The sequence below is a fragment of the Roseomonas sp. TF40 genome, assembly GCF_057219975.1.
Map to the genome: position 1 here is coordinate 144,053 of NZ_JBXVVR010000004.1, position 17,735 is coordinate 161,787.

18 protein-coding genes are annotated in these 17,735 nt (G+C 70.5%); 12 read left to right on the top strand and 6 right to left on the bottom strand.

Annotated elements, in window-relative coordinates:
* Positions 1-58: 58 nt before the first annotated feature.
* Positions 59-817, top strand: a complete 759-nt coding sequence (locus AC2D9U_RS13915) for an SH3 domain-containing protein (protein ID WP_484749935.1) — start codon at positions 59-61, stop codon at positions 815-817.
* A gap of 3 nt (positions 818-820) precedes the next feature.
* Here the strand turns inward: AC2D9U_RS13915 and AC2D9U_RS13920 are convergent, their stop codons facing one another.
* Together AC2D9U_RS13920 and AC2D9U_RS13925 are read right to left on the bottom strand one after the other, a co-directional pair.
* Complete coding sequence (locus AC2D9U_RS13920; RefSeq protein ID WP_484749937.1) at positions 821-1,240, bottom strand: tetratricopeptide repeat protein; 420 nt, start codon at positions 1,238-1,240, stop codon at positions 821-823.
* On the bottom strand, positions 1,237-1,911 hold the full coding sequence (locus tag AC2D9U_RS13925) for an aspartate/glutamate racemase family protein (protein ID WP_484749939.1): 675 nt from the start codon (positions 1,909-1,911) through the stop codon (positions 1,237-1,239). Before AC2D9U_RS13925 ends, AC2D9U_RS13920 begins: the two co-directional genes overlap by 4 nt.
* 112 nt (positions 1,912-2,023) lie before the next feature.
* Between AC2D9U_RS13925 and AC2D9U_RS13930 the strand changes: the two genes are divergently transcribed.
* The 4 genes from AC2D9U_RS13930 to mtnA are packed head-to-tail and all read left to right on the top strand — an operon-like array spanning position 2,024 to position 4,391.
* Positions 2,024-2,497 carry a DUF983 domain-containing protein gene (locus AC2D9U_RS13930; protein WP_484749941.1) on the top strand — a complete coding sequence of 158 codons (474 nt, stop codon included), beginning with the start codon at positions 2,024-2,026 and terminating at the stop codon, positions 2,495-2,497.
* Positions 2,490-2,957, top strand: a complete 468-nt coding sequence (locus AC2D9U_RS13935; RefSeq protein WP_484749943.1) for a UPF0262 family protein — start codon at positions 2,490-2,492, stop codon at positions 2,955-2,957. The genes AC2D9U_RS13930 and AC2D9U_RS13935 overlap by 8 nt, the downstream gene beginning before the upstream one ends.
* Positions 2,958-2,971: 14 nt before the next feature.
* On the top strand, positions 2,972-3,304 hold the full coding sequence (locus AC2D9U_RS13940) for a DHCW motif cupin fold protein (protein WP_484749945.1): 333 nt from the start codon (positions 2,972-2,974) through the stop codon (positions 3,302-3,304).
* Positions 3,305-3,311: 7 nt separating this feature from the next.
* Positions 3,312-4,391, top strand: coding sequence for an S-methyl-5-thioribose-1-phosphate isomerase (gene mtnA / locus AC2D9U_RS13945; protein ID WP_484749946.1), 1,080 nt, complete (start codon positions 3,312-3,314; stop codon positions 4,389-4,391).
* On the opposite strand, the gene AC2D9U_RS13950 is transcribed toward mtnA, so the two are convergent.
* Complete coding sequence (locus AC2D9U_RS13950) at positions 4,373-4,576, bottom strand: hypothetical protein (RefSeq protein ID WP_484749948.1); 204 nt, start codon at positions 4,574-4,576, stop codon at positions 4,373-4,375. The two genes, mtnA and AC2D9U_RS13950, sit on opposite strands and share 19 nt — an antisense overlap.
* A gap of 193 nt (positions 4,577-4,769) precedes the next feature.
* Between AC2D9U_RS13950 and AC2D9U_RS13955 the strand changes: the two genes are divergently transcribed.
* The 4 genes from AC2D9U_RS13955 (at position 4,770) to AC2D9U_RS13970 (ending at position 9,643) form a co-directional block, all read left to right on the top strand.
* Positions 4,770-7,022, top strand: a complete 2,253-nt coding sequence (locus AC2D9U_RS13955) for a M10 family metallopeptidase C-terminal domain-containing protein (protein ID WP_484749950.1) — start codon at positions 4,770-4,772, stop codon at positions 7,020-7,022.
* Between the two features lie 142 nt (positions 7,023-7,164).
* Complete coding sequence (locus AC2D9U_RS13960) at positions 7,165-8,001, top strand: transporter substrate-binding domain-containing protein (protein ID WP_484749952.1); 837 nt, start codon at positions 7,165-7,167, stop codon at positions 7,999-8,001.
* Positions 8,002-8,154: 153 nt separating this feature from the next.
* Positions 8,155-8,835, top strand: coding sequence for an amino acid ABC transporter permease (locus tag AC2D9U_RS13965; RefSeq protein ID WP_484749954.1), 681 nt, complete (start codon positions 8,155-8,157; stop codon positions 8,833-8,835).
* Positions 8,836-8,968: 133 nt separating this feature from the next.
* The gene (locus tag AC2D9U_RS13970) at positions 8,969-9,643 is read left to right on the top strand and encodes an amino acid ABC transporter permease (protein ID WP_484749956.1); all 675 of its coding nucleotides are present in this window, start codon (positions 8,969-8,971) and stop codon (positions 9,641-9,643) included.
* Here AC2D9U_RS13970 and AC2D9U_RS13975 read toward each other — a convergent pair.
* Positions 9,622-10,047: a thioesterase family protein gene (locus AC2D9U_RS13975; RefSeq protein ID WP_484749957.1), complete on the bottom strand. Its 426-nt coding sequence runs from the start codon at positions 10,045-10,047 to the stop codon at positions 9,622-9,624. The genes AC2D9U_RS13970 and AC2D9U_RS13975 overlap by 22 nt on opposite strands.
* A gap of 17 nt (positions 10,048-10,064) precedes the next feature.
* Positions 10,065-10,772, bottom strand: a complete 708-nt coding sequence (locus AC2D9U_RS13980) for an RraA family protein (RefSeq protein WP_484749959.1) — start codon at positions 10,770-10,772, stop codon at positions 10,065-10,067.
* Positions 10,773-10,888: 116 nt separating this feature from the next.
* Here AC2D9U_RS13980 and AC2D9U_RS13985 point away from each other — a divergent pair, with 116 nt between their 5' ends.
* On the top strand, positions 10,889-12,532 hold the full coding sequence (locus AC2D9U_RS13985) for a methyl-accepting chemotaxis protein (RefSeq protein ID WP_484749961.1): 1,644 nt from the start codon (positions 10,889-10,891) through the stop codon (positions 12,530-12,532).
* Positions 12,529-13,704 carry a PP2C family protein-serine/threonine phosphatase gene (locus AC2D9U_RS13990; protein WP_484749963.1) on the top strand — a complete coding sequence of 392 codons (1,176 nt, stop codon included), beginning with the start codon at positions 12,529-12,531 and terminating at the stop codon, positions 13,702-13,704. The genes AC2D9U_RS13985 and AC2D9U_RS13990 overlap by 4 nt, the downstream gene beginning before the upstream one ends.
* A gap of 278 nt (positions 13,705-13,982) precedes the next feature.
* Here the strand turns inward: AC2D9U_RS13990 and AC2D9U_RS13995 are convergent, their stop codons facing one another.
* A complete protein-coding gene (locus tag AC2D9U_RS13995) occupies positions 13,983-16,169 on the bottom strand; it encodes a putative bifunctional diguanylate cyclase/phosphodiesterase (RefSeq protein ID WP_484749965.1) in 2,187 nt (728 codons plus the stop codon).
* Between the two features lie 295 nt (positions 16,170-16,464).
* On the opposite strand from AC2D9U_RS13995, the gene AC2D9U_RS14000 reads away from it, so the two are divergent.
* Positions 16,465-17,133 (top strand): GNAT family N-acetyltransferase, encoded by a 669-nt coding sequence (locus tag AC2D9U_RS14000; protein WP_484749967.1) that lies wholly within the window; start codon positions 16,465-16,467, stop codon positions 17,131-17,133.
* The last annotated feature ends 602 nt before the right edge of the window (positions 17,134-17,735 follow it).

A 17,735-nucleotide genomic window follows, 5' to 3' on the forward strand; every position in this document is an offset into this window, starting at 1 on the left:
TGGCGCGGCCCCCCTGCCCGCGCTACACAGCCGCGCCCCTCCTTCGAAGGCCAGCCGCATGACCGAGCCCTCCGCCTACCCTGTCCTCTACCGCGTGGCCTCCGCCACCGAGCTGCGCGAGGAGCCGAGCCTCGACCACAAGGCGGTCCGTGGCCTGCCGCTGGACCAGGTGGTGGTGCTGGTGGGCGAGGCGCCCGAGGGCTGGCTGCAGGTGGAGGCGCCTTCGGGCCAGCGCGGCTATGCGCCGGCGCGCAACCTGCGCCGCCAGGTGGCCGGGGCGAAGTCGCCGCAGCACGTCACCGAGACCTTCCCCTGGCGCAATGTGGATCGCGTGAACCGCGACCCGAAGATGCTGCACCCCGCCTTCCGCAACAAGGCGCTGCGGGTGGTCGCACGCCTCAATGCCGAGGGCATGCCCTTCGGCATCTATGAGGGCATGCGCGGCCCCTGGCGGCAGAACAACCTCTACGCCTCGGGCCGTGGCCGCATGGGCCGCATCCTGACGCCGGTGCAGGCCTGGGAAAGCCTGCACCAATACGGCCTCGCCGCGGATTTCGTGCTTTCGCTGGAGGGCCGCTGGTCCTGGGATGGCGATGACGCGCAGGCGCATATGTGGGACCGCCTTGAGGTCATCGGCCAGGAAGAAGGCCTGGTCTCGCGCCCCGGCGAGCGCCCGCATCTGCAACTCGCCGGCTTCGACGCCGCGACCTTGAAGGCGGGCGGCGTACCGCCCTGCGACGACCCGAGCTGGACCAGCGCCTTCACCTGGATGGTGGCAAGCTGGGACGGCAAGCCGGGCGCGCCCAAGCTGCCGTGACCGTCAACGCTGGCGCGCGATCTCGCGCGCCAGCGTCTCTCGCTCCGGGCAGAAGGCGCAATGCGTCGCCAGCACGGCGAGGTTCGCCTCCGCCCGGCCGCGCTGCCCCAGTTCCAGGAAAAGGCTACCCTGATAGGCCAGGGCGCCCGCATGCAGCGGGTCGCGGGCCAGGGCCTCGTTGTAGCTGTCCATCGCGGCGTCCCGGCGCCCCAGGCGGCGTTCCGCGAAGGCGATGTAGACCAGGATGTCAGGGTCGCCGGGCAGGCGTTCCAGCGCGCCGCGCAGCAGGGGCAGGCTGAGTTCGTAGCGCCCGGCCTCCTGCATCCGGGCGGCTTCCATCACCTGCGCATCGTCGCTCGCCCCCGGCGGCAGGGCGCGGGCCGCGCCGGCGAGCAGCAGAAACGCGGCCAGCGCCGCCCTCATTCAGCCGCCTGGGCCAGGGGGGCGCGCGCGGCCAGCACCGCCTGAAGCGCGAGGGCCGCGGCCGCCTGGCAGGGCTCGATCACCGGCAGGCCCACCGCCGCCTCCACCGCCGCGCGGTGCCCGGCCATGCCGGCGCAGCCCAGGATCACCGCCTCCGCCCCCGCGGCCTTGATGCGCTGCGCGGCCTCGATCAGCGGCGCGCGGGCGGCGATGGGGTCGGTCAGCGTGTCCATCGAGAGGTTCAGCGGCAGATGCCCGGCGACCCGCCCCTCCACCCCCATCGCCGCGAGGGTGCGGCGCTGGCGCTGGATCGAGGGATCGGCGAAGGCGATGATGCCGAAGCGGTCCGCCCGCGCGATGGCAGCGGCGATGGCGCTGCGCAGCGGGCCGAAGACCGGCGCGCGCGTGACCGTGCGCAGCGCATCCACGCCAGGGTCGGAGACGCAGGCGATGATCCAGGCATCGGCCCGCTCGCGCTCGGCCATCTGGCAGAGCGGCTCGGCCACGCCGGACCAGTCGCGCCAGGTGATGATGGCGGGCGGCCCGCCGTCGAGCTGCGTCACCTCGAAGCGGGGCAGGCCCGGCGCGCGGAAGCCGGCCAGGGCCATCTCGATCCCCTGCGTGCAGCTGCGCGTGCTGTTGGGGTTCACGACCAGGATGCGTTCGCTCATGCCGCTGAGCATGGGCCGGGCGGCGCCGGCATCGCAAGCCTTGATCCGTGACGGCGACAGTCTCATGATGCAGCGCACAACGGCAGCGGGACTGCCGAAAGGAACGCCTGCCATGCGCTGGGAGCCCGATCGCTCGGCACCCGCTTTGCCCTATGCCAAGCCGGAATCCTTCTGGATCGCGGCCTCTCGTGGTGCGACCAATCGCTGCCCGGCCTGCGGGGGGGGCCATGTGTTCAGCGGCTATCTCCGCGTGGTGCGGGCGTGCAGCGCCTGTGGCGCGCCGCTGGGGCGCCTGCGCGCGGATGACGCACCGCCCTATTTCACCATCTTCATCGCCGGGCACATCCTGGTGCCGCTGGTGCTGATGGTGGAGCGCCATTGGATGCCGCCGATGTGGCTGCACATGGTGCTCTGGCTGCCGCTGTTCACCATCATCTGCATCCTGCTGCTGCGCCCGATCAAGGGCGCGACCCTCGGCTGGATGATGCGGCTCGGCATCACCGGCGCCGAGCACGGGTCGGAGCCGGAGCCGCCCCTGGCGCCCGCCGTGCTGCCGGTGCGCAAGCCCGACCCCGGCCATGGCTGAGCGCGACCTGATCGGCGTGGTGCTGCCCGATGCGCAGCCCCTGCCCAGCCCCTATGCCGAGGCCGACCGCAACCAGGCGGTGGCCGATCTGCTCGCCGGCAACATGTTCCGCCCCAAGGGCCTCGCCGGGCCCTTCGTGGTCGCCATCGCGGTGCGCGACGGGCGGCTGATCCTGGACATCCGCAACGCCGAGGATCAGCCGCTGCATGCGCTGGTGCTGGCCCTGGGCCCCTTCCGACGGCTGATCAAGGACTATCACCTCGTGGTCGAAAGCCATGAGAAGGCCGTGGCCGAGGGCGGGTCCGAGGTGCGGATCCAGGCCATCGACATGGGACGGCGCGGCCTGCACAACGAGGGCGCCACCCTGCTGACCCAGCGCCTGGAAGGGCGCATCGAGATCGATTTCGAGACGGCGCGCCGGCTCTTCACCCTGGTCTGCGCGCTGCACCAGCGCATCTGAAGGCAGCACCCGCCATGAAGATCCCGCCCCTGCCCTTCACCGTCACCGACTGGTCGAAGGTCGAGCCCACGCTGCACCCCGGCGAGACCGGGGAGGCGCGCTGGCGCACGCTCAACATCGGCGAGCTGCGCGTGCGGATGGTGGAGTATTCGCCCGGCTACCTTGCCGACCATTGGTGCGACCGCGGCCATGTACTGTTCGTCGTGGCCGGGCAACTCGACACCGAGTTGCGGGACGGCCGGCGCTTCACGCTGACGCCGGGGATGAGCTACCAGGTCTCGGATTTCGGCGACGCCGCGCATCGTTCCTCGACCGCCACCGGCGCCACGCTGTTCATTGTGGATTGACGGACGGATGAAGATCGACGGCATCGCCTACCGCAGCATCTGGCTCGACAGCGATGGCTGGTCGGTGCGCATCTTCGACCAGACGAAGCTGCCCTGGCAGGTCGAGAAGCTGCGCCTGACCGATGCGGCGCAGGCGGCGCATGCCATCCGTTCCATGCAGGTGCGCGGCGCGCCGTTGATCGGCGCGGTCGCGGCCTATGGCGTGGCGCTGGAGATGCGGACCAACCCCGGCAACCTCGCCCCCATCGCCGCCATGCTGGGCGAAACCCGCCCCACCGCGATCAACCTGCGCTGGGCGCTGGAGCGCATGGTGGCGGCCCTCGCGCCGCTGCCCGAGGCCGCGCGCGAAGCGGCCGCCTATGCCGAGGCCGCGGCGATCTGCGACGACGATGCCGAGACCTGCCGCCTGATCGGCCAGCACGGCCTGCCCCTGCTGCAGGAGATCGCCGCGCGCAAGGGCCGGGTGAACATCCTCACGCATTGCAATGCCGGCTGGCTCGCCACCGTCGATTACGGCACCGCGCTCTCACCCATCTACCAGGCGCATGATGCGGGGCTGGACGTGCATGTCTGGGTGGATGAGACGCGCCCGCGCAACCAGGGGGCGGCGCTGACCGCCTTCGAACTCGGCGCGCATGGCGTGAAGCACACCGTCATCGCCGACAATGCCGGCGGGCATCTGATGCAGCATGGCGAGGTGGATATCGTCATCGTCGGCACCGATCGCGTCACGCGCACCGGCGATGTGGCGAACAAGATCGGCACCTACCTCAAGGCGCTGGCGGCGGCCGACAATGGCGTGCCCTTCTGGGTGGCGCTGCCGCATTCCACGCTCGACATGCGCGTGCGCGACGGGGTGAGGGAGATCCCGATCGAGGAACGCTCGGGGGCGGAGGTCACGGACCTCACCGGCCGCACCGCCGAGGGGCGGATCGAGACGATCCGCGTGGTCGCCGCCGGGAGTGGCGCGGCCAACCCGGCCTTCGATGTCACGCCCGCGCGCCTCGTCACCGGGCTGATCACCGAGCGCGGGCGCGCGCCCGCGACGGAAGAAGGCATCGCCGGGCTCTACCCCGAGAAGGTGTGACGCCCCGCGCTGGGCTCGATCCGCCACAGGCCCAGCACCAGCAACAGCCCGCCCAGCCCCGCGAGGCCTGCCGTCAGCAGCGGCGGCACGCGGCCCGTGAGGTTCGCATCGCCGAGCACCAGCACGACGGTGGCGAGGATGGCGAGCAGGCCGAGAAAGACGGAGAAAAGGGCAAGGCGGGGCATGGTTCCCGGTCCGGATGCGATGGCGTTGACCCGGTTGATAGGCCCGCGATGCGGCGCGGCCTTGCCCCCCGCAAGGCACAAATGTGGCAGTGCAACAGATGACACGAAGGTCTGACACAACAGAAACGCATGGCCGATTGCACCGCGCGGCCGGCGCGGCCCAAGCTGCGCCGCCCCACCCAGGTGCCCGCCCATGCCCCGCCCGCCCAACTGGACTCCCTCGCTCGGCCTGAATCTCGCCGGCAATGTCGATTGGTCGGGCGATTTCCCGCTGCTCGACCGCTTCCTCACGTCCCGCGAATGGGTGACGAACACCGAGACGCAGTGGAACAGCGGCGTGCCCGTACCGCTGGACGCCAATAACTGGCCGACCGCGGTGCCGCCCGGCACGGTGCTGACCACGGTGCTCGGCGCCGACCCGCATGGCGCCAACCCCACGGGCCGCTACCTGATGACCTGGGAGGGCACGGGCGAGGTCGATGTCATCCTCACCGCCGCCATCGTCGAAGGCGACAGCACCGGCGGCAGCGCGGTGATCATCTGCCCGGGCACGCCGGGCGAGGATTACAACCCGCTCTTCCTCTCCATCCGCGCCTCCGACCCCGATGACCCGGTGCGCCACATCCGCGTGGTGCGGGAGGACCAGGCGCATCTGCTGGCCGCCGGGGAGACCTTCAGCCCGGACTTCCTCGAGAAGATCCAGGATTTCCGCTCCCTGCGCTTCATGGATTTCGGGCTCACCAACAACTCCACCATCACCGGCTGGGAAGGCCGGCCTGAGCCCACCGACGCTTCCTGGGCGTGGTCGGGCGTGCCGATGGAGGCGATGGTCGAGCTTGCCAACCGCACCGGCACCGATCCCTGGTTCTGCATGCCGCATCTGGCGGATGCCGATTACGTGCGCCGCTTCGCGGAATATGTGCGCGACAACCTGGACCCGCGCCTGGTCGCGCATGTCGAATTCTCGAACGAGGCCTGGAACTGGCAGTTCCAGCAATCGCAGGACGCGCTGCGCCTGGCCAATGAGCGCTGGGCCGTGGATGCCGACGGCAATGGCAGCATCGAGGGTGCCGAGCATATCGGCGATGGCTGGATGCAGTGGAACGGCATGCGCGCCGCCCAGAATGCGCAGATCTGGACCGAGGTCTTCGGCGACGAGACCGCCACCCGCCTCGACCGCGTGGTGGCGACGCAGACCGCCTGGTTCGGGCTGGAGGATCCGCTGCTGAACGCCCCGCTCTGGGTGGCGGAGGGCAATGCCGCGCCGCATACCTTCTTCGACAGCTACGCCATCACCGGCTATTTCAACGGCAGCCTCTACGAGCCCGAGAACCTCGCCACCGTGCTGCAATGGGCGGGCATGGGCGCGGCGGGCATCGACCTCGCCTTCGAACAGTTGCGCCATGCCGACCTGCTGCCCGGCAGCTTCGGGCTCGACGACATCCCGATCCTCTACAATTACCACGCCGCCATCGCCGACCAGTACGGGCTGCGCCTCTACGCCTATGAGGGCGGGCAGCACCTGGTCTCGACCTCGGCGCCGGCGCTGACCGATTTCTTCACCGCGCTGGTGAACGACCCGCGCATGGGCGCGCTCTATGTCGAAAACCTCGAGCTGTTCCGCGCCGCGGGCGGGGCCTTGTTCGAGCTGTTCTCCTCTTTCGGCGGGCCTTCGGTCTTCGGCCATTGGGGGATGCTCGACACGGTCTATGAGTCGCGCTCGGCGCGCTGGGATGCGATGCAGGCCTTCAACGACGCCAACCCCGCCTGGTGGGAGGCGCGCGACCCGCTGGCCTTCGCCAATGGGCGCGTGATGCTGGGCGGGGCGGCGGGTGAAACGCTCAACGGCAGCCAGGGCGGCGACCGCATCCTGGGCGGCGCGGGCGATGATGCGCTGACCGGGCGCGCCGGCTCCGACACAATGATGGGCGGCGATGGCGCGGACCGGCTGAAGGGCGAGGCCGGGGCCGACAAGCTGGAGGGCGGCGACGGGATCGACCGCCTCTGGGGCGGGGCGGATCGCGATACGCTGGCGGGCGGCGCGGGCAATGACCATCTGCTCGGCGGCGCGGGGGCGGATCTGCTGATCGGCGGCGCGGGCGCGGACCGGCTGACCGGCGGGGCGCAGGCCGACATCTTCGCCTTCCTCGCCACCTCCGACAGCCCTTTCCAGCCCGGCGCCGCGCGCGACGTGGTGCTGGATTTCGCACGCGGGCAGGACCGGCTGCGCTTCGACTTCGACGCCAATGAGACCCTGGCCGGAATGCAGGATTTCGTGCTGGTCACGGGCCCCTTCGCCGCCAACCGGCCGGGCGAGCTGCGCGTGGTGGGGATCGACGCCACGCGCTGCCTCCTCTTCGCCAATACGGATGCCGATGCCACGGCCGAATTCGCCGTGCAGATCCGCGGCGCCGCCACGCTCGATCTTGCGGATCTGCTGTTGTAGCGCCCGCTCCGGCATCACCGGTTGCGCGCGATGGCGCCAGCCGGGCTGCCCTGCGCGCAATTTTCGACCCGCACGGGGTGGCGCCACGACGCGGAGGGTGGGAGGCTTGGGTAACGCCACCCCGAACCCGGAGACCCGCATCATGCGCTCCCTTCTCGCCGCCGCCGCCCTTCTCGCCCTCGGCGCCACCTCGGCCCAGGCGCAGGCGCCCGCGCCGCTGCGCTGCGCCGTGGACGGCACCTTCGCCCCGCATGCCTTCCCCACGCTGCAGGGCGGCGTGCAGGGCTTCAACATCGACCTCTTCCGCGAGGCCGCGAAGCGCATGGGCCGCGAGCTGACGGTGGACAGCGCGAGCTTCTCGGGCCTCATCCCCGCGATGAATGCCGGGCGCTACGACTTCCTCTGCGCGCCGGTCACCGCAACCGCCGAGCGCGCACAGAACATGCTCTTCACCGAGGGCTATCTCTACACCGCCTTCCAGTTCGGCATCCGCCGCGGCTCGGCGCCGATCCGCTCGGTCGATGACCTGCGCGGCAAGGCGATCAGCGTGAACAAGGGCAGCGCCTATGACGCCTGGGCGCAGGCCAATGCCGCGCGGCTCGGCTTCACGGTGCAGACCTATGACACCCAGACCGATGCGGTGCAGGCCGTGGTCTCGGGCCGCGCCTATGCGAATCTCGGCGGCAACACGGTGGTGCGCTACGCCGCCACGCGCACCCCGCAATTCGTGCCCGATTTGGTGATGACCGACACCCGCGCGCATTGGTCCGCCGTGCTGCCGGTGGGGGCGACGGCGCTGCGCGTGGAGCTGGAGAACGCGCTGGAATGCATGAAGCGCGACGGCACCATCGCGCGCCTTTCCCAGCAATGGTTCGGCGTGGCGCCCACGGCCGACGACGCCGAGAACACGGTGTTCCCCGGCACCGGCGTCCCCGGCCTCAATGGCTACGACCCCACCCCCCGCGCCCCGCGTTGCTGACGCTAGCCCCACAGAAATCGGCCGGCGCCCCGTCGCGCCGGCCGCTCGCCCAAAGGGCGGCCGCGCACAGAGCGCCCTTTTGCCCCCGCGATTCAGCGCGTAGGCGCGCAGCCAAGCCCGCGGATGCGGGCGCCGGCGATTGAGGCAAACACAGTGTCCGGCTGGGACGGCTTCGTCTTCTCCTTCTTCAATGCGCGCGTCGCGGCCGAATACGCGCCGAAGATCGCCGAAGGCCTGCTGCTGACCATCTGGCTGGCGCTGCTGGTCGTGGTCAGCGGGTTGTTCCTCGGCCTCGTGCTCGCCGTGCTGCGCGCGGCGGGCCTGCGCGTGCTGAACTGGGCGATCATCTTCATCGTCGACCTGTTCCGCGCCCTGCCGCCGCTGGTGCTGATCGTGCTGATCTATTTCGGCCTGCCCGCCGCGGGGGTGGATCTCTCGGGCTTCGGCGCCACCTGGCTCGCGCTCACGCTGGTGCTCATGGCCTTCGCGGAGGAGATCTTCTGGGCCGGCATCTGCGCCGTGCCCAAGGGCCAGTGGGAGGCCGGGCGCGCGCTCGGCCTGCGCTTCCTGCCCACGTTGCGGCGGATCGTGCTGCCCCAGGCGATTCGCATCGCCATCCCGCCGCTGACCAACCGCACCATCGCCATCACCAAGGGCACCGCGCTCGGCTCGGTGGTCGCCGTGTCCGAGATTCTCGGCGCGGCGCAATCGGGCATGGCCTTCTCGGGCAACCCCACGCCGCTGACGCTGGGGGCCATCGCCTACCTCATCCTGTTCCTGCCGGTGGTGGTGGCGGGGCGCTGGGTCGAGACGAAATTCGCGTGGAAAAGATGAGCGCAACCGCGCGTCTCAGGCACGCCATGCGGCATACGCCCTTCGCGTATGCCGAGGCCGCGAACGCGGCCCGCGGCAAGTGCCGCGAAGCCAAGGCCGCGGATGCGGCCGCCCGGCGCCTGAGGGCTCAGAAATGAGCGAGTTTCTGGACGCCTTCTTCAATCTGGAGATCGCGCTGGCCGCCTCGCCCATCCTCTGGATGGGCCTGGTGCAGACCATGCTGCTGGCGCTGATGACCGTCCCACTCGGCATCGCCGCGGGGCTGGTGCTGGCCATCCTCTCCGCACAGCCGAGCCGCTGGGTGCGCTGGCCGCTGATCGGCTTCGTCGATTTCTTCCGCGCGATCCCGCCGCTGGTGCTGCTGATCTTCCTCTATGCCGGCCTGCCCTTCGCGGGGCTCGACCTCGGCGCCTGGGGCGCGGTGGCGCTCGGCTTCCTGCTGAACACCGGCGCCTACTACGCCGAGATCCTGCGCGCCGGCATCGAAAGCGTGCCGAAGGGCCAGGCCGAAGCCGCGCGCGCGCTCGGGCTGCGGCGCTGGCAGGTGTGGATCTTCATCGTGCTGCCCCAGGCCGTGCGCAACGTGCTGCCCGACCTGGTGAGCAACACGCTGGAGGTGGTGAAGCTCACCTCCATCGCCTCTGTGGTGGCGCTGCCGGAATTGCTGTTCCAGGCGCGGCAGGCGCAGAGCGTGACCTTCAACGCGACCCCCATCCTGGTCGCCGCCCTCGCCTATTTCATCCTGCTCTGGCCCTGCGTGCGGCTGCTCTCGCGGCTCGAGAATCGTCAGCTCGCAGGCCGGCGCTGAAGCGCGAGCCGCTGCGGCCCCTCCTCAACCCGTGCGGCGGCGAACTGCGCCAGCGTATCCTCCGGCCAACCCGCCACGCGCCGCGTGGTGAGATCCACGCAGAGGAACAGCACCTCATTCTCCGCCGAGAGAAAGCCCTCCTCGGCGTGGTAGAGCCGGTGGCGGAGCAGCATGCGCTTCGCATCGAAGCCCAGCACCGCGCTCTCCACCGCAAGCGGCGCATCGAGCAGCACCTCCCGCCGATAGCCCTGCCAGGATTCGACCGCGAAAGTGCCAAGGCCCCGCGCCCTGAAGGCTTCGCCCAGGCCAAGCCGGGGCCACAGCTCATCGGTCGCGAGGTCGAAGGCCACCAGGTAATAGGCCAGGTTCATGTGCCCGTAATGGTCGACCCATTCCGGGCGCACGCGACACAGCGTTGGCCTCAATGAATCTCATCCATCCGCGCGATCGCCGCATGCAGCTTGGCGACGTTGAAGTCCGGATCCTTGCAGATGTCGAGGATCACCTTCTCCCGCCGCGAGAGCAGCTCGATCGCCGCCGGAATCTGGCGTACCGCGGCATGGGGCACCACCACCGCGCCGTGGCGGTCGGCGTGGATCACATCCTCATGCACCACATGCATGCCATGCACCGTCACCTCCTGCCCATAGGCCACCAGATGGCCATAGGCGTGGCTCGGGTTCACGACGCCGGCGATGAGCTGGAAGCCGGGGGCGAGCATGTCGAGGTCGCGGATCGAGCCATTCGTCACGCCGCCCTGCGCGCCCAGCGCCTTGTGGACGTTGGAATGCACCTCGCCCCAGAAGGCGCCGATGCCGGGGGTGTCGTCCAGATCCTGGATCACCACCACGGTCGGCAGCGCGGCCTTGGCGACATATTCGTACCAGCCGAGCCGGATGGCGCGGTCCACCTCCTTCGGCCGGCCGGAGGGTGCTGCGGCGCGGTAGCTGCCGGTGCGCGCCAGCCCGCAGATCGGCGGCAGCTTCGGATCGGCGGCGACCATCGGGCGCACGGTGAAGCCATGCCCGCGCCGCTGCGGCACCACGATCTCCAGCGCATTGCAGATGGTGGGCGTGTCCCATTGGCGCAGCGCCTCGAGATCCGCCGCGTTGAACGGGTGTTCGGCCATGTCGTTTCTCTTCCCTTGCAGAGGCGCGCAGTCTCACGCCGGCGCGGCCCGCCTGTCCATCCCGCGGCGCTTGTTGCGCGGGCGGGCGGCCTGTAGCCTTCAGCCCCGTCAGAAGGATGGCCGGACCCACGCATGGCAGGACAAGGCTGAACATGGCCGAGGGCGCTTCGCAGGCCGCGACCCCGCAGAATGGCGGCGGCCTAGCCGGCTGGCTGGGCCGCATCGGCGTGCGCGCCGGGCTCATCAGCCTGCTGATGCTCATGGTGGTCGGCCTGCTGGCCGGCTCGGCCATCATCATCTCCGCCCGGCAGGTCGTGATCGTCGAGCAGCTCGGCCTGCGCGACCGCGCGGCGGATGCGGCGGTGGATGAGCTCGCGCTGCATGTCTCGGATTTCTCCTCGGCCTTCGCCTCGGTCATCGCCGGCGTGCTGCAGCCCGGTCCCACCGCCCAGCGCATGGTCCGCAATGGCGAGCTGGTGCTGGAAGCCTTCACCCAGATGCAGACGCTGCTGGCCGCCAACATCGACCCCATCGTGCTCGGCGGCGCGGTCGACATGTCCCGCCGCCTGCCCGACTTCACCGAGCAGGTACGCGCCGCCTTCGCCGCCCGCCAGCGCGCGCAATTCGCCCCCCTGCATGAGGAATGGCTGGATTTCGCCACCGCTTTCCACAACGTGATCAGCGCCGCGCGCGTGGAAGTGAAGCGCCGCTCCGACGCCTCGCTGGCCGAGGCGCATGCGCTGCAGGCCCAGGCGCGCAGAATCGTGCTCGGCGCCGGTGCCGCGGGGCTGGTCGGCTGCGCCCTGGTCTGGGTGGTGCTGGTGCGCCTGATCGCGCGCCCGATCTCGCGCCTCGCCGGATCGATGGAGCGCCTCTCGCGCGGCGCTGTGGAGACCGAGGTGCCGGGCGCGGAGCGCGCCGACCAGGTGGGCGAGATGGCGCGCGCCGTGCTGGTCTTCCGCGAGAACCTGATCGCCACGCGCAACCTGACCGAGACGGCGCTGGAGAATGCGCGGCGCACCGCCATCGCCACCACCCAGGCGTCCGAGGCCATCGGCCAGGTCTCCGATGGTGCGATGACCCAGCTTGCGGAGCTGCGGCAGGTGGAGGAAGCGCTCGACCAGACCGAGGATGCGGTGCGCGAGGTGGGCCGCACCACGCAAGATAGCTCCGACCGCGCCGATGAGGCGAAGAAGCTGCTCGCCACCAGCCTTGTGCAGCTGCGCAGCCTGATCGAGCTGGTCGATGCCGTGGCCGAGGACACCGAGCGCGTGACGCGCATCGCCGGGACCATCGCGAAGATCGCGACCCAGACGAACATCCTCGCCATCAACGCCGCCATCGAGGCCGCCCGCGCCGGCGAACATGGCCGTGGCCTCGCCGTGGTGGCCGAGGAGGTGCGCGCCCTGGCCGCCAGTTCCGAGACGCTGGCGCAGGAGATCGCCGATGTCGTGCTCGTCGCCGGGCGCCGCACGCGCGAGGGCAGCGGCACCGCGGCGGCGGTGGGCGAGGCGATGGACGAGCTCGAATCCCTCGTCACCGAATCCGCGCGTCTCGCGGGCGCCATCGCGGTGGCGATGGAGGAACAGCAGGCGACCGTCGCCTCGATCGCGGATCGCGTCAGCACGCTGTCGCGCATCGGCCAGTCCAACGCCACCGCCGCCGAGGAAATCACCGTCACCATGATCGACCTGTCCAAGCTCGCCACCGAGACGCGCAGCGCGGTGGAAAGCATGGCCGGCGAGAAGGGCCGCGCATGAGCACCAGCCTGACCGACGAGAAGGTTGCGATCCTCGTCGTCGACGACAGCAGCTTCAACCGGCTCGTGCTGAAGCGCCGGCTGGGCGAACTCGGCTACGACAACGTGACCATGGCCGAGGATGGCCTGCAGGGCCTGGCCGCGCTGGAGCGCGGGCGCTTCGACGTGGTGCTGCTCGACCTCGAGATGCCCAACCTCGATGGCATCGGCGTGCTGGAGCAGTTGCACGCCACGCGCGGCGCCGCACCGCCGGTCATCGTCATCTCCGCGCTGACGGAGATGGAGAAGATCGTGCGCTGCATCGAGCTCGGCGCCGAGGACTACCTGCCGAAATCCTTCGACCCGCCGCTGCTGCGCGCCCGCCTCGGCGCGGTGCTGGAGAAAAAACGGCTGCGCGACCTTGCCGATGCGCGCCTCGCGGCCCTGGAGGCCGAGCTGGAATCGGCGCGTGCCGCGCAACTCTCCCTGGTGCCGCGGGATTTCGGCGCGGCCGCCACGGGCCGGCTCAGCGTGCATGCGGCGATGGTGCCGGCGCGGCAGGTGGGGGGCGATCTCTATGACTGCCTGCAGCTCGATGCGCGGCACCTGCTGTTCTGCGTCGCCGATGTCTCGGGCAAGGGCGCGCCCGCCGGCCTCACCATGGCGCGCACCCTCGGCCTGATGCGCGCCGCCGCCAAGCGCCTGACGCCCGAGGACGGGCCGCCCGACCCCGGCGCGATCCTGGCCATGACCAATGACGACCTTTCGGCCGACAATGAATCGCAGACCTTCGTCACCGTCGTGCTCGGCGTGCTGGATGGCTCCACCGGCCAGGGCCGCATCGCCGTCGCCGGGCATGACCTGCCCGTGGTGCTGGGCGCGGGCGCGCCCCGCCTGCTCGGCCCGATCCGCCGCCAGCCCGCGCTGGGCGTGATGGAAGGCATCGAATACCGCGCCGATGACTTCGCCCTCGGCGCCGGGGAGACCCTGTTCTGCTACTCGGACGGTGTGTCCGAGGCCGAGGACAATGCGGGCGGTTTCTTCGGCCAGCCGCGGCTGATGAGCGCCCTTGCGCAGGCTGGCAGCGAACCGCAGGCCGTGGTCGAGGCGGTGCTGCGCGCCGTGCACGGCTTCGCGGACGGCGCGCCTCAGGCGGACGACATCACGGCGCTCGCGGTGCGTTACGCAAGCTGAAACGCCGGGACAGCGCCCCCCCGTCCCGGGGCGGGCCGCCCGGCAAGCAGCGGCGCGAGGCCCGCCGGCACAACCGGATGACGCCGTTCGCGCGCAGGGCGGTTTCACCTTCGTGCCGCTCCGGCATCCGGCCGGCTGCGGATCACGCAAATGGAGAGTCTGCGGGACACCGGATCGCGGACGCCAGCCGCCCCGCACAGCCTGCACGATATGTCGAGGCGGACGCCTGCGCAGACCTGGGCTCATCACGCCCGTGATCCATGGGGCTCGGCCCGAATTCAGTCGGGTGCGGCCTGCTCGAGGGGTTGCAGCCCGAGGCGCCGGCGCACGGCATCGACCGGCGCTGGCCGACCGAAGAGGTAGCCCTGGGCGATGGTGAAGCCCTCGGCGGTAAGCCAGGAAAGCTGGGCCTCGGTCTCCACCCCCTCGACCGTCGCGGTCATGCCAAGCGCGGTGCAGAGATTGGCCACCGCCCGCACGATGGCACCGCTCGCATCCCCCCCCACCCCGGCATCGGAGACGAAACTGCGGTCGATCTTGACCAGGTTGAACGGGAAGCGACGCAGTGTCGCCAGGGAGGCATAGCCGGTGCCGAAATCGTCCAGCGCGATGGAGACACCGACCGCCCGCAGCCGATGGAGTGTCGCGAGCATCTCCGCGCTGTCGTGCAGCAGCACCGTCTCCGTGATCTCGATCTCGAGCCGCTCCGCCGGCAGGCCGGTTTCGCGCAGGATCGCGATGACGCTGTCGGCCAGCCCAGGGGCACGAAACTGCGCTGCCGAGATGTTCACCGCCACCTTGATGCCGGCCGGCCAGCCGGCCGCCTCCGTGCAGGCGGTGCGAAGCACCCATTCGCCGATCGGCACGATGAGCCCGATATTCTCCGCGAGCGGGATGAAGTCCGCAGGCGCCACCAGGCCACGCGTGGGATGACGCCAGCGCAGCAGCGCCTCGAAGCCGATGGGCTGCCGGCCTGGGATCCTGACCAGCGGCTGGTAGTGAAGCTCGAACTCCTGCGCCGTGATGGCGTGGCGCAGATCCATCTCCAGCGCGTGGCGCGCCTGCATCTGCGCGCCGATCTCGGCATCGAAGAGGCAATAGCCCCCCCGCCCATTGTCCTTCGCCCGGTAGAGGGCGAGGTCCGCGTGCTTGAGCAGGGTATCCGGGTCATCGCCATCCGCCGGCGGCATGGCGATGCCGATGCTCACGCCCACGGCCACCTGGTGGCCCCCGATGGCGTAAGGCTCCGAAATCAGCCTGACGAGACGCTCGGCAAGCGAGGTCGTATCCTCCGGCTGTCTCACGGAGGTCTGGATGATGGCGAACTCGTCGCCACCGAGGCGCGCCACCGTGTCCAATTCGCGCAGCGCCGAGCGCAGCCGCTCGGTGACGCAGCGCAACAGCGCATCGCCGATCGGGTGGCCCAGCGTGTCATTGACGGATTTGAAGTCGTCCAGGTCGAGGCACAGCACGGCGCACAGCGCGCCGCGCCGCGCGCCGGCCAGCGCCTCTTCCAGCTTCTGGCGGAACAGCACGCGGTTCGGCAGGCCCGTCATCGCGTCATGCAGCGCCATGTGGGTGATGCGGGCCTCCGCCCGCTGCAGATCCGTCACGTCCTCGAAGACCGAGACCCAGCCCCCATCCGGCAGCAATTGATGGCGGCTCGCCAGGATCACGCCCGAGGCGAGCTGGTCGAGGTGGCGCACCCCGGCCCCGGCGCGCACCTGCTCGCGCCGCCTGGCATAGACCTGCTCGGCCATCTGGGACGGGAAGTAGCCTGCATCCGCGAAGGAGGAGGCCATCTCCCGATAGGTCATCCCGCGCCAGACCATGGCAGGGCTCGCGCCCGTCAGCTCGTAGTAGCGACGGTTGACGACAACCAGCCTTTCCTTGCCATCCCACATGGTGATGCCGTGGGACATGTTGTCGAGCGCGGCGTCGAAAAGCAGGTTCTGGGTCCGCAACTCCGCATCCGCGCGCCGCAACTCGGCGATCCGCCGCTCGCTCTTCGTGACATCCTGATAGACCGCGACCCAGCCGCCCTTGGGCATGGGCCTGTAGGTCGTCTCCAGCGTGCGCCCGTCGCCGAACTGCGTGAGCAGGGAGGCCGGCTTCCCGGCGGCGAAGATGGCAAGTCGCTCGGCGAGGATGTCATCCACCGCCCGCCCCGGATGTTGCCCATGGGCGACGGCGCAGGCGATCACCTCCCGCAGGCTGACACCGGGCCGGACCGCATGCGCGGGCAGCCGCAGCATGGTCCGATAACGGCTGTTGGAGAGAATGAGGCGGACATCGCTGTCGAAGAAGGCGAGCCCGAGCGGCATGTGCTCCACCGCCGCGGCCAGATTTTCGCCGGCCAGATGCAGCGTCCCCCGCGGCACCGGGGCAGCTTCGGTGGCAGCGGCCGCGTGGTCGCAGGCGGCAGCCCCGAGGCTACCGGACAGGTCATCGCCCTGCTGGGTCATTGGGCGCGCCGGCAGGTGGTGACCAGGAGGGTGGCTGGCGGGCGCTGCGGCACCCCCCCTGCCCAGCAGGACAGCACCCGAGCCTGCTGGCCGTGCTTGTCCCTTCGACGCATAGGCCTCCTCATCGTCTTACGCCACCCGACGGTCCCGCGGCGCGGCCTTGATCCGCACAGCGTTGCGAGATCGCAAGACACCAGGGCCGGCGCCCGGGCCCTACCCAGGCCTGCGGATGGGGCGTTCGGGGCGTGAAGCCCGGCAAATTTGCGCGCGGTTGTGCTGATGCCGCCTTTCTCCATTGAATGAAGGTGCCAGGATCGTCAACACATCTTTACCCGGCAGCCGGGCGGGCTGCGACCTTCGAGGATGGAAGACAATGAGCTACATCTCACCAGTGGCGTCGCCGATCACGCTGCGTCGCGCAAGGCTGGATGACGCAAGGGCACTCGCCGACCTCCTCTGCCCCGAGATCGGCTGTTGGCTTGCCGAGTGGCCGCAAAGCATGGATGAGGCCTTCGCCCGCCAGCGCATCGGCCGCGAGTTGGCGGAAGCGGCGGACGGTTCCTCGCTGCCGATGGTCATCGAGGTCACGGATGAAGGGTGCGACCCGGTGGTCGCAGGCTGGTTCCGGCTCCGCCTGGCCCCCGATGATCGTGACCTCGCCTTGATGACCTGCTGGATCGGGACCGCGTTCCAGGGCCGCGGCGCCGCCAAGGGCGCGGTCGCCGAGGCGCTGCGCATCGCCTGGCCCGAATTGGGGGCGCACCGGGTCGGGGCCTACGCCATGCAGGGGAACAAGCGGTCGATCCGCGTTCTTGAGGAATGCGGGCTTGGCTTCGTGGGAGAGCGCGCGGTTCCCGTACCGGCCAAGGGCCGGATCGAGGTCGTCTTCCTCTTCGAATGCCTCGCTGAGATGCAGGGCCAGCCTTTGCACAAGGCGCCCCTGCCGCTTCCGATCGCGGCCTGAGACCAAGCGCAGGAAGTTCCGACCTGCGGCCAGAGGGCCGAGCGCGCGAAGGCGCGCCGCGGCCCGCGGGGTCGTGTCGCCGCCGCATGCCCGCCGAAGCCGAGGGTCGCACCCTTCATGGCAGGAACCAGGCCGCCGCCACCGGGGGCCGGTGCCGTGGGGCGGAACAGCAGCGGGTCTTGGACCCGGTCCCGCTCGCGCTCGAGGGCGTTGCGCCCGACCGCGCCGTTGGCGGTCTTGCGGAACTGGCTGTCGCAAGCCTCGGGCCGGAAGGTGCCATGGGCGATGCGGCAGACGCGCGCGATCTCGGTGATGTCGAAGCGCAGGTTCAGCGGCGGACCTTCGCTGTGGTGGGTGTTGCTGGACACCTCGATGTGGTGCGCGCCGGCCGGCAGCACGCCGGCCTCGGCCCCGCCGGTGTTCCGGCCAATGCCGGCGATGTTGCAGTTCCACGCCCACCGGTCCGGAAGGCGCTCCCCGATGAGGCTTGGCCGATGCCCCCCAGACGGCCGAGTCGGTATCCAGGGTGAAGGGGATCAGGGCAGAGGTGCCCGCCTCGACGCGGGCCTCCGGGGTGTAGCGGCGGGCGCGATGCCCCCACC